This is a genomic window from Mobilicoccus sp. (assembly GCF_032060985.1).
Lineage (GTDB): Bacteria > Actinomycetota > Actinomycetes > Actinomycetales > Dermatophilaceae > Mobilicoccus.
This window is the reverse complement of record NZ_DAMBGD010000004.1, coordinates 195137-212382: the sequence shown is the minus strand read 5'-3', so window position 1 is coordinate 212382 and position 17246 is coordinate 195137. Positions and strand designations below refer to the sequence as shown.

The following is a 17246-nucleotide window of genomic DNA, read 5'->3' as shown; positions in this document are numbered from 1 at the left end:
GATCGGGTCCGTCGGGCTGGAGGCGTCGGCGTGGGCCGGCGTTCCGCGGGGTCTCGGGGCGGGGTGTCGGGTGCGTCGCCCTGGGGGTTCTCGCCTAGTCTGCGACCGTGGCCTCTCGTAACACCTCCTCGACCCGCCGTCCGACCCGATCGGCCGGCGGCTCGAGTCGTGCGTCCGGGAGTCGCACGTCGGGACGCTCGACGGGCGGGGCCTCGCGCGGCGGGAGCCGGCCGGCCTCTTCGCGGGGGTCGTCGCGGCCGAGCGGTGGTCGCGGCGGAGGTCGACGCAGCAGCGGGCCGAGCTGGCCCGTGCGTGCGGTGAGTTCGACCTGGAACGGCATGGCCCACGTGGCCGGTGGGGCGGTGCGACGAGTGGGACGGAGTGCCTCGGACCTCGAGCCCGAGCATCAGCGCGACGGCATCGGGCTGTTGTTCCTCGCCGCCGCCGTCATCGTCGCCGTGCGCGAGTGGTGGGGTCTGCCCGGCGTCGTCGGTGACGGCATCCACGCGGTCGTCGCCGGCACCGTGGGTCTCGTGGCCCTCGCGTTGCCGCTCGTCTTCCTTCTCATCGGCCTGCTCATCCTTCGCGCCCCCGACGACGACCGTCGGGTCAACCGCATCTCGATCGGCATGACCGCGCTGCTGTTCTCCGCGTGCGGGATCACCCACCTCGCCACCGGGGCACCCTCGCCGGCCGACGGGTTCCCTCCGCTGCGCACCGCCGGCGGCATGATCGGCTACCTCGCCGCCGGGCCCCTGGAGGCCGGGCTCACCGTGTGGGGGGCCGTGCCGCTCCTCGTCCTGCTCGGCTTCTTCGGACTCCTCGTCGTCACGGCGACGCCCGTGCACCGCATCCCCGAGCGGCTGGGGGAGGCGGGCGACGCCCTCTTCGGCTCCGCTCATCGATCCTCGGCCGAGGACACCGAGGTGCTCCGCACGACCCGCGGGCGCCGCCGCGCCTCGGACGACGGTGAGCAGGCCTTCGAGCAGGCCGCCGAGGTCCATCGCCGCCGGTCACGGCGTCTCGCCCGCAAGGACGGCGACGATGACGGCGCCGGGTCGGGCCGCGCAGCCTTCGGCGACGATGCCGAGGCGCCCGCGCCGTCACGTGGCCGGGCCCGTGGCGCCACCGCCGCCGACCCCACCCCGCCGACGCCCGCGACAACCCCCGACACCGAACTGCTCGAGACCACGTCGGGTGCCGGCGGACGGGGGAGCGGTTCTCGGGCCGCGGGGAGCGCATCGGGCGCCTCGGCGCGCGCAAAGTCGGTCCCCGAGACCAAGGTCGATCTACCGGCGCCGCCCACCGAGCCGCTGCCGCAGCGGGTCGAGCAGCTCGTCATCACCGGCGACGTCTCCTACGCCCTTCCCGACGCGGCCCTGCTCGAACCCGGCACCCCGCCCAAGGCCCGCAGCGCGGTCAACGACCAGGTCGTCGAGTCCCTCACGGGGGTCCTCGACCAGTTCGGCATCGACGCCCAGGTCACCGGGTTCTCGCGCGGCCCGACGGTCACGCGGTACGAGGTCGAACTCGGCCCCGGCGTCAAGGTCGAGCGCGTGACGGCCCTGAGCAAGAACATCGCGTACGCCGTCGCGAGCGCCGACGTCCGCATCCTCTCGCCGATCCCCGGCAAGTCGGCCATCGGCATCGAGATCCCCAACGCCGACCGCGAGACGGTCTCACTCGGCGACGTGCTGCGCAGCGAGGTCGCGCGTCGCAACCACCACCCGATGGTCATGGGTGTCGGCAAGGACGTCGAGGGCGGCTACGTCATCGCGAACCTCGCCAAGATGCCGCACCTGCTCGTCGCGGGGGCGACCGGCTCGGGCAAGTCGAGCTTCGTCAACTCGATGATCACGTCGATCCTCATGCGGGCCACGCCCGACGAGGTGCGAATGATCCTCGTCGACCCCAAGCGGGTCGAGCTCACCGCCTACGACGGCATCCCGCACCTCATCACGCCGATCATCACCAACCCCAAGAAGGCCGCCGAGGCCCTCCAGTGGGTCGTGCGCGAGATGGACGCCCGCTACGACGACCTCGCGGCGTTCGGGTTCAAGCACATCGACGACTTCAACAAGGCCGTGCGCTCCGGGGCCGTCACGCCGCTGCCCGGGTCCGAGCGCGTCCTCCAGCCCTACCCCTACCTCCTCGTCGTCGTCGACGAGCTCGCCGACCTCATGATGGTCGCGCCCCGCGACGTCGAGGAGTCCATCGTCCGCATCACCCAGCTCGCGCGGGCGGCGGGCATCCACCTCGTCCTCGCGACGCAGCGGCCGAGCGTCGACGTCGTCACCGGCCTCATCAAGGCCAACGTGCCGAGCCGCATGGCGTTCGCGACGAGCTCGCTCGCCGACTCCCGCGTCGTCCTCGACCAGCCGGGCGCCGAGAAGCTCATCGGGCAGGGCGATGCGTTGTTCCTCCCCATGGGTCGCAGCAAGCCGATGCGCACGCAGGGGGCGTGGGTCAAGGAGTCCGAGATCCACGGGGTCGTCACCCACGTCACCGAGCAGCTCAAACCGGTCTACCGCGACGACGTCACCCTCAAGGCCGAGAAGAAGCAGATCGACGAGGACATCGGCGACGACCTCGAGCTGCTCCTCGCGGCCGCCGAGCAGGTCGTCACCACGCAGTTCGGGTCGACGTCGATGCTCCAGCGCAAGCTGCGGGTCGGGTTCGCGAAGGCCGGGCGTCTCATGGACCTGCTCGAGTCGCGCAACATCGTCGGACCCTCCGAGGGCTCCAAGGCCCGCGACGTCCTCGTCAAGCCCGACGACCTCGACCTCACCCTCGCCATGATCCGCGGCGACGAGCCCCCCGCGCCGGCGGCGGGCCCGGGTGGCCGGACCGAGGCGATCGACGAGGTCGAGTTCGTCGACGAGGAGGACGACGACAGCGAGGACGCCTGGGAGCTCACCGGGCGCGATCGCTTGTGAACCCCGCCCCGGGCGGACCGCGCATCCCGCGGCAGCGTCCCGTGGGTCGTCGTCGACGCGGGTCCGTGCTGGCGGCCCTCGCTGCGGCCTCCCTCACGGTGGGGGTGAGCGCAGGCTGCGGTGGGATCCCGCCCGATCCGACCCGTGGGCCTTCCGCCACGCAGGCACCCCCGGCCCTCACCGTGCCCGCGCTGCAGTCGGAGTTCGACGCCTTCGCCGCGCAGCACCCCGGCGAGCTCTCGCTGGCCTGGGCGCCGGTGGGCGCCCCCGACAAGGTGCAGACACTCGGCACCACGCGGGACGCCGATGCGTGGTCGACGATCAAGGTGCCCATCGCCGTCGCCGCACTCGGACATGCCGGGGGCGCCGAGAAGGCGCCGGAGTCGATGTTGACCTGGGTACGCGCCGCGATCGAGTGGTCCGACAACGACGCCGCGGAAGCGCTCTACACGAGCCTCGGCGCCGACAAGGTCGCCGAGGAGGCCGTCGAGACCGTGTTGCGGGCGGCCGGCGACACCCGCACCGACGTCGATCCCGACGAGGGCGAGAACCACGGCTTCGGTCGCTCGGTGTGGCGGGTGGAGGACTCCGCGCGGTACGCCGCCCACCTCCCGTGCGCGTCGGGCGACTCCGCGGTTGTCTACGACGAGATGGCGCGAATCGAGGCCGAACAGCGCTGGGGTCTCGGCGCTCTCGGCGACCGGGCGCGGTTCAAGGGCGGGTGGGGGCCGAGCGACCACGGATACCTCGTTCGGCAGATCGGCACCCTCGACCACGACGGGGGACGCACCGCCGTGGCGTTCCTCGTCGCCCCGTCCGACGACGCCCACGAGACCGCCACGACCACCGCCTCGGCCCTCGCCACGTGGTTCGCCGGGCGCCTCGGCCCCGCCGACGCGGGCACCTGCCCCGGCGGTGAACCCACGGCGCCCATCACCCTCACCCCTCGGCCCTCGGGCACGACGAGCGAGCCCGGCACCGCGACCCCCACGAGCACGACACCCGGCTCACCCGCGCCGACGGCCTCCTCCCCGACGGACGGGACATCACGCCGATGACGTGATCCACATGAGGGCGGCCGCGACGGGTGTGGGGGCGGAGGTGGGAGGCGACCGGCCGTGTGTCCGATCACCAGGCGCGGTGGAGGACCGCCTCGAACTCGGGAGCGACGTGTGCGGGCACGTCGTCGAGGTCCTCGATGCGGGCGAGGCTCGGGGACTCGTCGGCGCGGGATCGGGCGACGGCCTCGGCGTCGCGCATCACCCGCAGCACGTTGCCACCGGCGAGCAGGTCGAGTTCGCCCTCGCACCAGCCACGGTCGCTGAGCTCGGCGAACAGGCGGGGATAGCCCGCGACGTCCTCCAGGCCCGAGGGCAGCTGCGCGGTGCCGTCGAAATCCCCCCCGATGCCGACGTGCTCGAGCCCGGCGATCTCCCGGAGCGCCTCGACGTGGTCCGCGACGTCGCGGACCCCGACCGGCGGGGGCGTCTCCGACCCCTCCCGGAGGAACGCGACCATCGCCGCCCCGTCGTCGGTGTCGACACCGCGGGCGGCGGCGCGAGCGCCGACCTCCTGCTCCCAGGCGTGCCGTTCCGCGGAGCAGAACGCGGGGACGAACGTCGCGCAGCAGACGCCACCGTCCTGCGCCATCGTGCGCAGGACGTCGTCGGGCACGTTGCGCGGATGGTCGGTGAGGGAGCGGGCATTGCTGTGGGTGAAGACGACCGGCACCCCCGAGGCGTCCAGGGCGTCGCGCATCGTCCCCGGCGACACGTGGGCGAGGTCGACGAGCATCCCCAGCCGGTTCATCTCGCGCACGACCTCGCGTCCGAACGGGGTGAGACCGCCGGCGCGGTCGGGACGGGCGGCGGAGTCGGCCCACGGCACGTGCTCGTTGTGGGTGAGGGTGAGATAGCCGACGCCGAGCGCGTGCAGCATCCGGAGCACGCCGAGCGAGCAGGCGATCGCGTGCCCACCCTCCGCGCCGAGGAGGGAGGCGATGCGGCCCTCGGCGTGGATCCGTTCGACGTCGTCGGCCGTGCGGGCCAGGGCGAAGACGTCGGGACGGGCCGCGACGAGCCGCGTGACCGCGTCGATCTGCTCGATCGTCGCCGTCACGACCTCGTGGCCCGGCAGAGTCCCCGAGACGTACACCGACCAGAACTGCGCGCCCACTCCGCCTGCCCGCAACCGGGGGACGTCGGTCTGCGTGGGCGCGTCGTCGAGATCCAGCCCCGACCAGTCACCGCCGGCCACCTCCCGGCAGGCGAAGGGCAGGTCGTTGTGCATGTCGAGGAGGAGTCGGCGCTCGGACATGGCGCCAGCCTGCCACGGACACGGCGGGTACGGTCGGACGCCCCGACGGATTCGGGCGGTGCGACGACCCGCGCGGGGCAACCGTAGAGTAGGCGCATGTCGATGAACGGGTCGGTCGCGATCGTGACCCTCGGGTGCGCGCGGAACGACGTCGACTCCGAGGAGCTCGCCGGCCGCCTGCGTGCCGGTGGCTGGGATCTCGTCGAGGACCCGGGCGAGGCCGACGTGGCCGTCGTCAACACCTGCGGGTTCGTCGAGCAGGCGAAGAAGGACAGCATCGACGCCCTCCTCGAGACCGCCGACCTCAAGGACGCGGGACGCACGCAGAAGGTCGTCGCGGTCGGGTGCCTCGCAGAACGATACGGGGAGCAGCTCGCCGCCGAGCTGCCCGAGGCCGACGCGGTGCTCGGGTTCGACTCCTACACCGACATGTCGCGACAGCTCCAGGCGATCCTCGCGGGCGAGCGGCCGGAGTCCCACGTCCCGCGTGACCGTCGCACGCTGCTCCCGATCACCCCCGCGCAACGCCCCGCCGCCCTCGCCGCCGACGAGGTCGTCGTCCCCGGTGTGTGGATGCAGGCCACGCCGCGGGCGCGGCTGGGTTCCGCGCCGTGGGCGCCGCTGAAGATCGCGAGCGGCTGCGATCGGCGGTGCTCGTTCTGCGCGATCCCGGCCTTCCGCGGGTCCTTCGTCTCCCGCCGCCCCTCCGACGTGCTCGCCGAGGCGCGGTGGCTCGCCGAGAACGGCGTCCGTGAGGTGCTGCTCGTCAGCGAGAACTCGACCTCCTACGGCAAGGACCTCGGCGACCTCCGCCTCCTCGAGACCCTCCTGCCGGATCTCGCGTCGGTCGACGGCCTCGACCGCGTCCGCGTCTCCTACCTGCAACCCGCCGAGATCCGGCCCGGTCTGCTCGAGGTCATGACCGGCACGCCGGGTGTCGTCCCGTACTTCGACCTCTCGTTCCAGCACGCGAGCCCCACGCTGCTGCGCCGCATGCGCCGCTTCGGTGGCGCGGAGGACTTCCTCGGGCTCACCGACCGCATCCGCGCCCTCGCCCCCGAGGCGGGCATCCGCTCCAACGTCATCGTCGGGTTCCCCGGCGAGACGGAGGAGGACGTCGACGTCCTCTGCTCGTTCCTCGAGGGGGCGCAGATGGACGTCGTCGGGGTGTTCGGGTACTCCGACGAGGACGGCACCGAGGCCGTCGGACTCGAGGACCACCTGCCCGAGGAGGTCGTCGCAGAGCGCGTCGCCCACGTCTCCGACCTCGTCGAGGAGCTCATGAACCAGCGGGCCGCCGAGCGTGTCGGCAGCGAGGTCACCGTGCTCGTCGACGAGATCGAGTCGGCCGAGGACGACACCACCACGGCCCGTCGGGACCCGCGCCCGTCCGTCGGGCGCGCCGAGCACCAGGGGCCGGAGGTCGACGGCGTCTGCCGCCTCACCGCGCCCGTCGAGGTCGGCCGGTTCGTGACGGGGCGTGTGATCGACTGTGACGGCGTGGATCTCGTGGTGGAACCGACCGGGGAGGGGACATGAGCACACCGACCGCGCCGGCCTCCGGCGCATCCGGCCGCGCACCGAGCAACTGGAACGTCGCCAACGGACTCACGGTCCTGCGCATCGTCCTCGTGCCCGTCTTCCTGTGGCTGCTCCTGCGCCACGGCGGCCTCGACACCACCGACCGTTGGTGGGCCTTCGCCGTGTTCGTCGTCGCGATGATGACCGACCGCATCGACGGCGACCTCGCTCGCAAGTACGGGCTCATCACCGACTTCGGCAAGATCGCCGACCCCATCGCCGACAAGGCGCTCACCGGTGCCGCGTTCATCTCGCTGTCGGTCATCGGCATCCTGTGGTGGTGGGTGACGATCGTCGTGCTCGTGCGCGAGATCGGCATCACGCTCATGCGGTTCGCGATCATCAAGTACGGCGTCATGCCCGCGAGCAAGGGCGGCAAGCTCAAGACGGCCCTGCAGGCGCTGTCGCTCGCGCTGTTCATCGCCCCGCTGCAGGGTGTGTTCTTCTGGATCGCCTGCGCCGTGATGGGCGCTGCCGTCGTCGTCACGGTCGTCACCGGTCTCGACTACGTCCTCGCCGCCCGACGGCTCGTCAGCGAGGCGAAGGCCGGCGGCGGCACGACCGGCGAGTCGGCCTGAGGCCGGGGGGCGCGGCGTGAGCGACGAGGACATCACCGCCGCCCCGCCCAGGGGATACCGGCTCGACCCGGTCGTGCTCGAGCGGGCCGCGCGGTTGCTCGACCTCCTGCGGAGCCGGTCACAGACCCTCGCCGTCGCCGAGTCCCTCACCGGTGGCCTCGTGCTCGCGACCCTCACCGACATCCCCGGTTCCTCCGACGTGGTCCGCGGCGGCGTCGTCTCCTACGCCACCGACCTCAAGACCGGAATGCTCGGCGTCGACGCGGCGTTGCTCCGGAGCGGCGGACCGGTCCAGGCGGAGGTCGCCGCGCAGATGGCGGGCGGTGTGGCCCGGCTCTGCGGCGCCACGTGGGGACTCGCGACGACGGGCGTCGCCGGCCCCGGGCCCGCCGACGGGCACCCGGCCGGCACGGTTCACCTGGCCGTCGCCTCCGCCGACGCACGCTCCCACACCCCGCCCATCACGTATCTCGACCCGAGTCTCGTCGACCTCGCCGGTCAGGGCGCGGATCGCACTGTGATCAGAGCCGCGTCGGTGGCGAGGGTGCTGCGCCTCGCCCTCGACACGCTGAGCTGACCTCGCCCGGCGACATACGACGTGCCGGCCGCCCGCGCAGGTCGGTACCCTGGTGGGGTCGTCGAGCACGGTGGACGCGAGTCGCGCACACCGGCGTGCCGACGGCACCGGCACACACGTCGAGAGGAGGCGTCACGCACATGCTGCTCCGCACCCACCTGGGTGAGGTCATCCGGGACTCCCGCAAGGTCCAGGGCCGCACTCTTCGCGACGTGTCCGCCTCCGCCCGCGTCTCCCTCGGCTACCTCAGCGAGGTCGAGAGGGGCGAGAAGGAGGCGTCCTCGGAGTTGCTCGCCGCCATCTGCGACGCGCTCCAGCTCCCCCTGTCCCGTCTGTTCGCCGAGGTCTCCGACCGGTTCGCCGGCGAGGAGAACGAGACCCTCGCGACCCCCGTCGCCCTGCCGGTGCGCCCCCAGCCCGAGGCGCAGGCCCCGGCCGCCTGAGCACAGCCTCACCCCCGCCCGCGCGCAACGTACCCCCGGCGTCTCTTCGCGGGCCCGGTGCCGAGGGGACGTTGACGACCGCCGTCGTCGGTCGGGGCGAGACCGCCCTGACAGGTGGGGCAGTAGAACATCGTGCGTTCCTGCGGGGGCGTCCCGATCATCGCGACGCGCACGAGCGTGCGGCATCGTCGGCAGGCATGTCCGGAGCGGGCGTGGACGTAGACGCTCTCGCCCTGGCGGCGTGACCCGGTCGTCGACTGGACCGCGTGTTCGACGTTGGCGTGCAGGAGCCGGTGGGCACGACGGACCACTCGCCGCACGGCGTCCTCGCCGAGGTCGGCCGCGGGGGTCCACGGCTGCGTGGCTTCGAGGAAGAGGGCTTCGCTGCAGTACATCGTGCCGACGCCGGCGAGGTTGCGCTGGTCGAGCATCGCGGCGCCGATCGTCGCCCTCGAGGACAGCACGTGGGCGACGGCGAGGTCCTCGTCCCAGTCGGCGCCGAGGACGTCGGGGCCGAGGTGGCCGACGAGGCGGTGCTCGTCGTCGGTGCGGAGCAGGTCGAGCATTCCGAGGCGGAGGCCCAGACCGGTCCAGCGACCCGTCGAGAGCACCGCCCGGATGTCGCCGCGCCGCGGCACGGGTTCGCTCGCGGCCGTGATCCGCCAGCTGCCCTCCATGCGCAGGTGCGAATGCAGTGTCCAGCCGCCCTCGACGCGGTGGAGCAGGTGTTTGCCGCGGGCGACGACCTCGCTGGTGACGGCGCCGACGAGGACGTCGGCGTCGCGGTCACCCCACCGCAGTTCCGCCCGGGTCAGCTGGGCGCCCGCGAAGGCCGCGTGAAGACGACGGGCGGTGCGCAGGACGGTGTCTCCCTCGGGCATGTCAGGACCTCCTGATCCGCAGACCCTGAGGGCTCGTGTGGAACCCCGCGTCGATGAGCGCGTGCGCGAGTGGGTGCGTCGAGCCGAGGGCCTGATCTCCGTCGATCGTCGCGACCGTGAGCCGGGCGAGCGCACCCCCGCGGACGGCGTCGGCGAGCGCCGTGGCGGCGAGGGTCCACGCGGGATCCTCGGCGTCGCGGTCCGGCGTGGTCGCGCTCTCGCCGTCGTCCCCGCCCTCGGCGGGGTCGCGCGGGAAGGTGAGGACCGTGCGTCCGCCGCGTTCGAGGAAGCACACGAGCGCGCCGTCGACGAGGACGACGAGTCCGCCGGCCTTGCGGCCGGGCCGGTGACCCCCCTCGCCGCGCTCGGGCCACTCCAACGTCGCGCCGTAGGGGTTGGCGGGGTCGGTGGCGGCGAGCACGAGCGCCCGGACGTCGGTACCGCCGTCCTCCGCGCCGACGGGACGGGCGAGGGCCCGGAGACGATCGACGGCGCCGGCCGAGGCGAACTGGGCCGCTCCGAGGTGCTCGACGAAGTACCCGCGGCGCACGGCCCCGGCGTCCTCGGCCGCCGAGAGCACTTTGTACATCGCCGAGAACGCCCCCTCGACGCCCTCCGACTCGACCGCCCCGCGGGTGAGCACGCCGTACCGGTCGAGGAGCACCTCGGCGGTGGCGAGGGTGCGGGCAGTCGGGTCCGGGTCGACCGCAGGCAGCAGGGTCCACCGGCCCACCCCGCGCGGTGGCGTCGTGCGAGGCGGGCTCGCCACCGACCGGGAGCCCAGCGCGCCGATGCCGCGACGACCCAGGCGGGCCGGGCCGGGCCGTCGGCGGCTCTTGTGGGCACCGTGGCCACCGGCGAGCAAGGCCCTCACCGGCGCGAAGGTGTCGTTCGACAGCCGTCCGCTCCACACGAGGCGCCACAGCGCCTCGAGGACCGCGTCGTCCCCGGTGGCGCCGGCCTCCGCGCGGAGCGCGTCGAGCAGGGCGGGAAAGAAGTACCCGCCGCCCGCGCCGAGGAGGTCGCGCACCCGGGCGTCGAGGGAGACGGCGTCCGAGGGCTCCCCGGCCCCGGGGTCTCCGAGAGCCGGGTCGCCTTGGGCCGGGGCGCCGGGCGGCGACGGGTCCTGCGGAGCGGCGAGCGTGAGAGCGGCGGTGTCGGCGAGATGCAACGACACCCAGCCGTCGTCGCCCGCGATCGTGCCGTGACCCTGCCACAGCACGTCACCGCGTGCGAGGGCCTCATCGAGCATCGCCGGGGTGTAGCCGACGACGCGGGAGGGCAGCACGAGCGACTCCAGGGCGCTCGCGGGCACCCGTGCCCCCGAGAGCTGTTCGACGGCACGCAGAAGCCCCGCGGTGCCACGCAGTGTGGGGCGGGGTGCGCCGGTGTCGTCGGCCACGCCCTGCCACGCGGTGGAGAACCGGGCGTAGTCCCGGGGGGAGGCGGGTTCGACCTCGGCGCGGAGCGCGGCGAGGCTGCGGCGGCGGAGGCGGCGGAGGATCTCCGCGTCGCAGTAGTCGGTCCCACTGCCGGCCGGCCGCAGCTCGCCCTCGACGACGCGGCCCGAGGACACGAGGCGCCGCAGCGCATCCCGGACCACCGCGGCGCCGAGCCCGAGGCGATTCGCGAGGTCGGCGGCGGGGAAGGGGCCGTGACAGCGGGCGTAGCGGCCGACGAGGTCGCCGAGGGGATCGGCGAGGGGTTCGAGGAAGACGTCGGGCAGTCCGGGTGGGACGGCGACCCCGAGCGCGTCGCGCAACCGGCCGGCGTCCTCGACGGCGGCGCGGTAGGTCTCACCGGTGAGGCGGACCTCGACGAGTCGTCTCGCGCCGGTGAGCTCGGCGAGGAACGCCGGCACCTGGTCGCGGACCTCGTCCCTGGTGCGGGCACGGATCTCGGGGTCGGTGAGCGGGCCGATGCGTCGCACCATGTCGGCGATGTCCTCGGCGTGCCGACACCGGCGTTCGGGGTCGAGGTATTGCAGCTCGCGTTCGGTGTTCTCGACGATCCGTGGGTCGAGCAGGTCGCGCAGCGAGGCACCCTCACCGCGCCCGAGCAGTTCGGCGAGGAGGGTCGGGTCGAGGGCCAGGGCGGCGGCCCGACGTTCGGCGAGCGGGGAGTCGCCCTCGTAGAGGAACTGGGCGACGTATCCGAACAGGAGGCTGCGAGCGAACGGGGAGGGGTGCTCGGTGTCGACGGTGACGAACGAGACGCCGCGACTGCCGATCGCCCGCATGAGCTCGACGAGGCCCGGGACGTCGAAGACGTCCTGGAGGCACTCGCGGACGGCCTCGAGGACGATCGGGAACTCCGGATAACGCGAGGCCACCTCAAGCAGTTGGGCCGCCCGCTGACGCTGCTGCCACAGGGCCTGGCGCCGGCCGGGGTCGCGGCGGGGGAGCAGGAGCGCGCGCCCCGCGCACTCCCGGAACCGGGAGGCGAAGAGCGCCGACCCCCCGACCTGGGCGGTGACGAGATCGGTGACCTCCTCGGGGTCGAGGGTGACGAGGTCACCGATCTCGGCGAGCACACCGGCGGCGTCGGCCTCGAACTCCAGGTCGGGCAGGCGCAGCACGATGCCGTCGTCGCCGTGCATCGCCTGGACGTCGACACCGAAGCGTTCGCGCATGCGGGCGGAGATGCAGAGGGCCCAGGGCGCGTGGACCTGCGACCCGAAGGGGGAGTGGATGGCGATCTGCCAGTCGCCGATCTCGTCGCGGAACCGCTCCACGACGATCGTGCGGTCGCTCGGCACGACCGAGGTGGCCTCGGCCTGCTCCCGCAGGTAGGCGAGGAGGTTGCTCGCGGCCCACTCGTCGAGCCCCGCGGCGCGGGCGCGCCCGCGCGCGGCCTCGTCGGGCAGCGCGCTGATCTCCCGCACGAACGCCCCGACGGCCCGGCCCAGTTCGAGGGGGCGGCCGAGGGTGTCGCCCTTCCAGAAGGGCAGCTTGCCCGGCACGCCCGGCGCGGGGGAGACGAGCACGCGGTCGTGCGTGATGTCCTCGATGCGCCAGCTCGAGGTGCCGAGGGTGAAGACATCGCCCACGCGGGACTCGTAGACCATCTCCTCGTCGAGTTCGCCGACCCGGCGACCGGGCCCGTCGCCCGCGAGGAACACGCCGAACAGCCCACGGTCGGGGATCGTGCCGCCGCTCGTGACCGCGAGGCGCTGTGCGCCCGGGCGGCCGGTGAGGGTGCCGGTGAGTCGGTCCCACACGATGCGGGGGCGCAGCTCGGCGAACTCCTCGCTGGGGTACCGGCCCGAGAGCAGGTCGAGCACGGACTCCAGCACGCCGGGCGACAGGTCGGCGAACGAGGCCGACCGGCGGAACAGGGCGAGGGTGTCCTCGACGGTCCAGGCGTCGAGCGCACACATCGCGACGACCTGTTGGGCGAGCACGTCGAGCGGGTTGGCGGGGATGCGGAGCGCCTCGATCGCACCCGCACGCATCCGCTCGACGACCACGGCCGTCTGCACGAGGTCGCCCCGGTACTTGGGGAAGAACACCCCGGAGGACACCGCTCCGACCTGGTGACCGGCGCGCCCCACGCGCTGCAGCCCGCCTGCGACGCTCGGCGGTGACTCGACCTGGACGACGAGGTCGATCGCCCCCATGTCGATCCCCAGCTCCAGACTGCTCGTCGCGACGACCGCAGGCAGACGTCCGGCCTTGAGCGCACCCTCGATCTCGGCCCGTTGCTCCCGGCTCACCGAGCCGTGGTGGGCCCGCGCGAGCACCGGCGCGTCCGGATCACCGCCCCGCGACGCCCCGGCCTGGGCCATGATCTGCGCCGGGGCCCGCCTCAGCTCGGCGACCGCACGGGACAGCGGCACGGGGTCGCCGGGAGGCAGGTCGGCACGGCGACCGTCGGTCCCCTCGTCGCGGACGGCACCGGCGCCCCGGTCGTCCCCGTCGTTCGACTGCGCCGCGTGGCCTAGGGTCTCGGCGGCCGAGAGCCGGTCCTCGTGGATCTCGTTGAGGCGGGTGGTGAGGCGTTCGGCGAGTCGGCGGGAGTTGGCGAAGACGAGCGTGGAGCGCTGGGCGTCGATGAGATCGACGAGACGCTCCTCGACGTGAGGCCAGATCGAGGTGCGCTGTTCCGCGCCCGCGGCTGCACCCGAGAGGTCGCCGGTGACCTGGCCGAGAGCCGCCATGTCCTCGACCGGGACGACGACCTGCAGGTCCCACTCCTTGCGGGACGGGGGCGCCACGGTCGTCACCGGTCGACCGCCGGCGAGGTAACGAGCGACCTCCTCGAGGGGGCGCACCGTGGCGGAGAGGCCGATGCGCTGGGCCGGGGCCGGCAGGAGGGCGTCGAGCCGGTCGAGAGTGACCGCGAGGTGGGCGCCCCGCTTGGTCCCCGCGAGGGCGTGGATCTCGTCGATGATCACCGTCTCCACCCCCGCGAGGGACTCGCGCGCCTTGGACGTGAGCAGGAGGAACAGCGACTCGGGGGTGGTGATGAGGATGTCGCTGGGGCGCCGGGCGAAGGCGCGACGTTCGTCGGCGGGGGTGTCGCCGGAGCGCACGGCGACCGTGACGTCGGGCTCGGGCAGATCGAGGCGCCGTGCCGCGTGCCCGATTCCGACGAGGGGGGAGCGGAGGTTGCGTTCGACGTCGACCGCGAGGGCCTTGAGTGGGGAGACGTAGAGCACCCGACACCGCTTCCTGGGGTCGCGATCGGCCTCGGACGCCGGGTCGGATGCGAGCCGGTCGAGCGCCCAGAGGAACGCCGAGAGCGTCTTGCCGGAACCCGTGGGCGCGACCACGAGAGTGTGGTCGCCGCCGCTGATCGACCGCCACGCCCCGGCCTGGGCGGGGGTGGGTTCGCTGAACGAGGCCGTGAACCATTCCCGCGTCGCCGGCGAGAACCGCGCGAGCACGTCGGGATCGCCCGCGGTGTCGGCGGGCTCGGTGCGGGAGAAGGTGGTCTCGTTCATCTCAGGCACAGCGTGCCACCCGGCTCCGACAACCCTTCGGTCCGCGCGTCACCGGAGCCGCCGGCGGTCCGCGCGGGTACCGGGGCAGGAGGTCGGGCCCGGTCCCCGCGTGCTTGACTCCCTCGGGTGAGGGAAAGCGAATTCTGGATGCTCATGAACGACGAGTTCGGCGAGGCCTACGCGGGCGTCGTCGCCCGGTCCCAGCACATGGCGGCCCTCGACGGGCGCTCGGCGCAGGAGGCGCTCGATGCCGGCGTGCCGCCGCGCCGCGCGTGGGAGGCGCTCTGCGAGCACATGGGGATCCCGCCCGAACGCCGCCTCGGCAAGGACCGTCCCCTGCGCCGCGGCCCGATCGACGAGTGACCCGATCGACGGGTGACCCGATCGAGGACCGACCGGGTGGGCGCCGGACCCGGGCGGCACGTGCCCAGGGCGTCTCGACGTCTCGTCAGTGACGGAGCCGCGACACGACCGCCACGGGGCACTCGGCCCCCGTGAGCATGTGTTGGCTCACCGAACCGAGCATGAGTCCGGCGAACCCACCGCGGCCGCGTGATCCGACGACGAGCAGGTCCGCGCTCTTCGAGGCCTCGATGAGCAGTTCCGAGGCGGGGGCTCGCTCCACCCGGACCTCGACGCTCACCTCGGGGTGCTGTGCGGGGAGGTCGCCGATCGCGGCGCGGACCTTCGCCTCGTGACCGGCGACCACGCGCTCCCACGCCGGGGACTCCGGGGTCGTCACGACGACGCCGTCGACGACCTCGAGCCACCACGACTTCAGCGCCGTGACCCGGCCCGCGGGGGAGGCGCAGTCGAAGGCGAAGCGCAGGGCGCGTTCGGAGTCCCGGGACCCGTCGACGCCGACGACGACCCTGGCCGAGCCGTGCGTACGGGCATCCTCGCTCCGGTCCCCGCGGATGACGACGACGGGGCATCGGGCGTGTGAGGCGGTCTGCAGGGAGACGGTGCCGAGGATCGCGGCGGTCTTGCGACCCCGGCCGCGGGTCCCGACGACGACGAAGGACGCCCGTTCGCTCGCGGCGACGAGCACCTGAGCAGCACCGCCCCAGGGCCGCGAGCAGGTGATCTCGACGTCCGGGGCCACTTCGAGCGCATGCCCCCGGGCCCTGGTGAGCATCGCGTCCCCGCCGTCGTCGAGCACGACCTCCCACGGGATGGTCCCCTCGACGGACGCCGTCGGCAGGGCGTAGGACTCACGGGCACACAGGAGGTGGACGGGCAGACCACGGGAGGCGGCCTCACGGGCACCCCAGGCCAGGGCGGCGTCCGAGGCGACGGATCCGTCGATACCGATGACGACGCTGCCCTCGGGCACGTCGGCGACCTCCTCGAGCGGGGAGATCGGCGACAGGTCGCGCGGCGTCGCGCCGGAGTCGGAGTCGGATCCCGGGACGGTGGTCTCATGGTCGGTCATGACGGCAGTCTGGGCCGGACCCGGTGGGGAGGACAGGGCCCAAGTGCCCGCCTCGCCCGCTCCCCGACCTCGAGACGGAACGAGCCCATCCCGAGACGCCGAGGCGTCGGGCGAGAGGACGAGACACGGGTCATGGGTCCGGGCACGGCACGCCGCGAGCCGTGAGTGCGGCCGTGCGACGTGACGGCACGCGACCCGCCGCGACGCGCCGGGCCGGAAGTGTTGGCGCTCGAACATGCGTTCGGTAGGGTCATCCCCAGGTGGCGACACCGCCGGCCAGTCCTCCACAGGCATCGCCTGAGGTGAGAGGGCTGTCGGTGGCTCCACCTAGCGTCCGACCCGAGACGCCGACCGCGGCGCCAGGGTTGCCGGTGGGCGCGCCCGAATCGAACCGACAGAAGGCAGGTGCACGGCGATGGCCGCATCCAACTCCTCCACGACCGCCGAACAGCGCGCGATGGAACAGCGCGTGAAGTCCCTCGACACGGTCATGGCGCAGATCGAGAAGAACTACGGCAAGGGCGCGGTCATGCGCCTCGGCGACGACGTGCGCCCGCCCATCGGCACGATTCCCACGGGGTCGGTCGCGCTCGACATCGCGCTCGGTATCGGTGGTCTGCCGCGGGGGCGCATCGTCGAGATCTACGGCCCGGAGTCCTCCGGTAAGACGACCGTGGCGCTCCACGCCGTGGCCAACGCGCAGAAGGCCGGCGGCATCGCGGCGTTCATCGACGCCGAGCACGCGCTCGACCCCGAGTACGCCAAGAAGCTCGGGGTCGACACCGACGCCCTGCTCGTCAGCCAGCCCGACACGGGTGAGCAGGCGCTCGAGATCGCCGACATGCTCATCCGCTCCGGCGCGCTCGACATCATCGTCGTCGACTCCGTCGCCGCGCTCGTCCCGCGCGCCGAGATCGAGGGCGAGATGGGCGACTCGCACGTCGGGCTGCAGGCCCGGCTCATGAGCCAGGCGCTCCGCAAGCTCACCGGTGCCCTCAACAGCACCGGCACCACGGCGATCTTCATCAACCAGCTTCGCGAGAAGATCGGTGTCATGTTCGGTTCGCCCGAGACCACCACGGGTGGAAAGGCGCTCAAGTTCTACGCGTCCGTGCGCCTCGACGTCCGGCGCATCGAGACCCTCAAGGACGGCACGGACCCGGTGGGCAACCGCACCCGGGTCAAGGTCGTCAAGAACAAGGTGTCCCCGCCGTTCAAGCAGGCCGAGTTCGACATCCTCTACGGTCGTGGCATCTCCCGGGAGGGCGGTCTGCTCGACATGGGCGTGGAGCAGGGGTTCGTGCGCAAGTCCGGTGCCTGGTACACCTACGACGGCGACCAGCTCGGTCAGGGCAAGGAGAACGCCCGCAACTTCCTCACCGACAACCCCGAGCTCGCCGACGAGTTGGAGCGCAAGATCCTCATGAAGCTCGGCATCGGCCAGTACGCCCAGCAGGCGGAGGTCGACGCGGAGACCGACGCGGCGGCCGAGAGGTCGGCAGCGCCCGTCGGTGAGCCGGCCGTCTCGTTCTGATCGGTCTCGCGCGGCGAGGG

At 73.2% G+C, this 17246-nt stretch carries 12 protein-coding genes; 8 read left to right on the top strand and 4 right to left on the bottom strand.

Translation table 11 applies throughout. From position 1 onward, the window contains the following. Positions 1 to 107: 107 nt before the first annotated feature. Both RT054_RS05350 and RT054_RS05345 read left to right on the top strand, forming a co-directional pair. Entirely contained in the window at positions 108 to 2936 is a 2829-nt protein-coding gene (locus RT054_RS05350; RefSeq protein ID WP_313022461.1) for a DNA translocase FtsK 4TM domain-containing protein, read from the top strand. Positions 2937 to 3001: 65 nt separating this feature from the next. Beyond that, on the top strand, positions 3002 to 3994 hold the full coding sequence (locus RT054_RS05345) for a hypothetical protein (protein WP_313022460.1): 993 nt from the start codon (positions 3002 to 3004) through the stop codon (positions 3992 to 3994). 70 nt (positions 3995 to 4064) lie between these two features. On the opposite strand, the gene RT054_RS05340 is transcribed toward RT054_RS05345, so the two are convergent. Further along, entirely contained in the window at positions 4065 to 5252 is a 1188-nt protein-coding gene (locus RT054_RS05340) for a dipeptidase (RefSeq protein ID WP_313022459.1), read from the bottom strand. A 96-nt stretch (positions 5253 to 5348) separates the two neighbouring features. Between RT054_RS05340 and rimO the strand changes: the two genes are divergently transcribed. The 4 genes from rimO to RT054_RS05320 all read left to right on the top strand — a co-directional run bounded on the left by rimO (position 5349) and on the right by RT054_RS05320 (position 8431). Next, positions 5349 to 6791 carry a 30S ribosomal protein S12 methylthiotransferase RimO gene (gene rimO / locus RT054_RS05335; protein ID WP_312718167.1) on the top strand — a complete coding sequence of 481 codons (1443 nt, stop codon included), beginning with the start codon at positions 5349 to 5351 and terminating at the stop codon, positions 6789 to 6791. Then, complete coding sequence (pgsA, locus tag RT054_RS05330) at positions 6788 to 7411, top strand: CDP-diacylglycerol--glycerol-3-phosphate 3-phosphatidyltransferase (RefSeq protein ID WP_312718166.1); 624 nt, start codon at positions 6788 to 6790, stop codon at positions 7409 to 7411. Before rimO ends, pgsA begins: the two co-directional genes overlap by 4 nt. 16 nt (positions 7412 to 7427) lie before the next feature. Further along, on the top strand, positions 7428 to 7988 hold the full coding sequence (locus tag RT054_RS05325; protein ID WP_396837214.1) for a CinA family protein: 561 nt from the start codon (positions 7428 to 7430) through the stop codon (positions 7986 to 7988). A 140-nt stretch (positions 7989 to 8128) separates the two neighbouring features. Next, positions 8129 to 8431: a helix-turn-helix transcriptional regulator gene (locus tag RT054_RS05320; RefSeq protein WP_312718165.1), complete on the top strand. Its 303-nt coding sequence runs from the start codon at positions 8129 to 8131 to the stop codon at positions 8429 to 8431. An 8-nt stretch (positions 8432 to 8439) separates the two neighbouring features. Here RT054_RS05320 and RT054_RS05315 read toward each other — a convergent pair whose 3' ends face one another. Together RT054_RS05315 and RT054_RS05310 are read right to left on the bottom strand one after the other, a co-directional pair. Then, on the bottom strand, positions 8440 to 9312 hold the full coding sequence (locus tag RT054_RS05315; protein ID WP_312718163.1) for a DNA-formamidopyrimidine glycosylase family protein: 873 nt from the start codon (positions 9310 to 9312) through the stop codon (positions 8440 to 8442). 1 nt (position 9313) lies between these two features. Continuing rightward, positions 9314 to 14257 (bottom strand): DEAD/DEAH box helicase, encoded by a 4944-nt coding sequence (locus RT054_RS05310; RefSeq protein WP_313022458.1) that lies wholly within the window; start codon positions 14255 to 14257, stop codon positions 9314 to 9316. Between the two features lie 126 nt (positions 14258 to 14383). Here RT054_RS05310 and RT054_RS05305 point away from each other — a divergent pair, with 126 nt between their 5' ends. Further along, on the top strand, positions 14384 to 14620 hold the full coding sequence (locus RT054_RS05305) for a DUF3046 domain-containing protein (protein WP_312718159.1): 237 nt from the start codon (positions 14384 to 14386) through the stop codon (positions 14618 to 14620). 85 nt (positions 14621 to 14705) lie between these two features. Here RT054_RS05305 and RT054_RS05300 read toward each other — a convergent pair whose 3' ends face one another. Further along, the gene (locus RT054_RS05300; RefSeq protein WP_313022456.1) at positions 14706 to 15692 is read right to left on the bottom strand and encodes a universal stress protein; all 987 of its coding nucleotides are present in this window, start codon (positions 15690 to 15692) and stop codon (positions 14706 to 14708) included. Positions 15693 to 16149: 457 nt separating this feature from the next. On the opposite strand from RT054_RS05300, the gene recA reads away from it, so the two are divergent. Beyond that, positions 16150 to 17226 carry a recombinase RecA gene (recA, locus tag RT054_RS05295; RefSeq protein WP_313022512.1) on the top strand — a complete coding sequence of 359 codons (1077 nt, stop codon included), beginning with the start codon at positions 16150 to 16152 and terminating at the stop codon, positions 17224 to 17226. The last annotated feature ends 20 nt before the right edge of the window (positions 17227 to 17246 follow it).

Bases quoted from the DNA above. Each gene is read 5' to 3' on its own strand.
- RT054_RS05340 (WP_313022459.1), bottom strand. From the start codon at position 5,252: ATGTCCGAGCGCCGACTCCTCCTCGACATGCACAACGACCTGCCCTTC.
- rimO (WP_312718167.1), top strand. From the start codon at position 5,349: ATGTCGATGAACGGGTCGGTCGCGATCGTGACCCTCGGGTGCGCGCGG.
- pgsA (WP_312718166.1), top strand. From the start codon at position 6,788: ATGAGCACACCGACCGCGCCGGCCTCCGGCGCATCCGGCCGCGCACCG.
- RT054_RS05320 (WP_312718165.1), top strand. From the start codon at position 8,129: ATGCTGCTCCGCACCCACCTGGGTGAGGTCATCCGGGACTCCCGCAAG.
- RT054_RS05315 (WP_312718163.1), bottom strand. From the start codon at position 9,312: ATGCCCGAGGGAGACACCGTCCTGCGCACCGCCCGTCGTCTTCACGCG.
- RT054_RS05310 (WP_313022458.1), bottom strand. From the start codon at position 14,257: ATGAACGAGACCACCTTCTCCCGCACCGAGCCCGCCGACACCGCGGGC.
- RT054_RS05300 (WP_313022456.1), bottom strand. From the start codon at position 15,692: ATGACCGACCATGAGACCACCGTCCCGGGATCCGACTCCGACTCCGGC.
- recA (WP_313022512.1), top strand. From the start codon at position 16,150: ATGGAACAGCGCGTGAAGTCCCTCGACACGGTCATGGCGCAGATCGAG.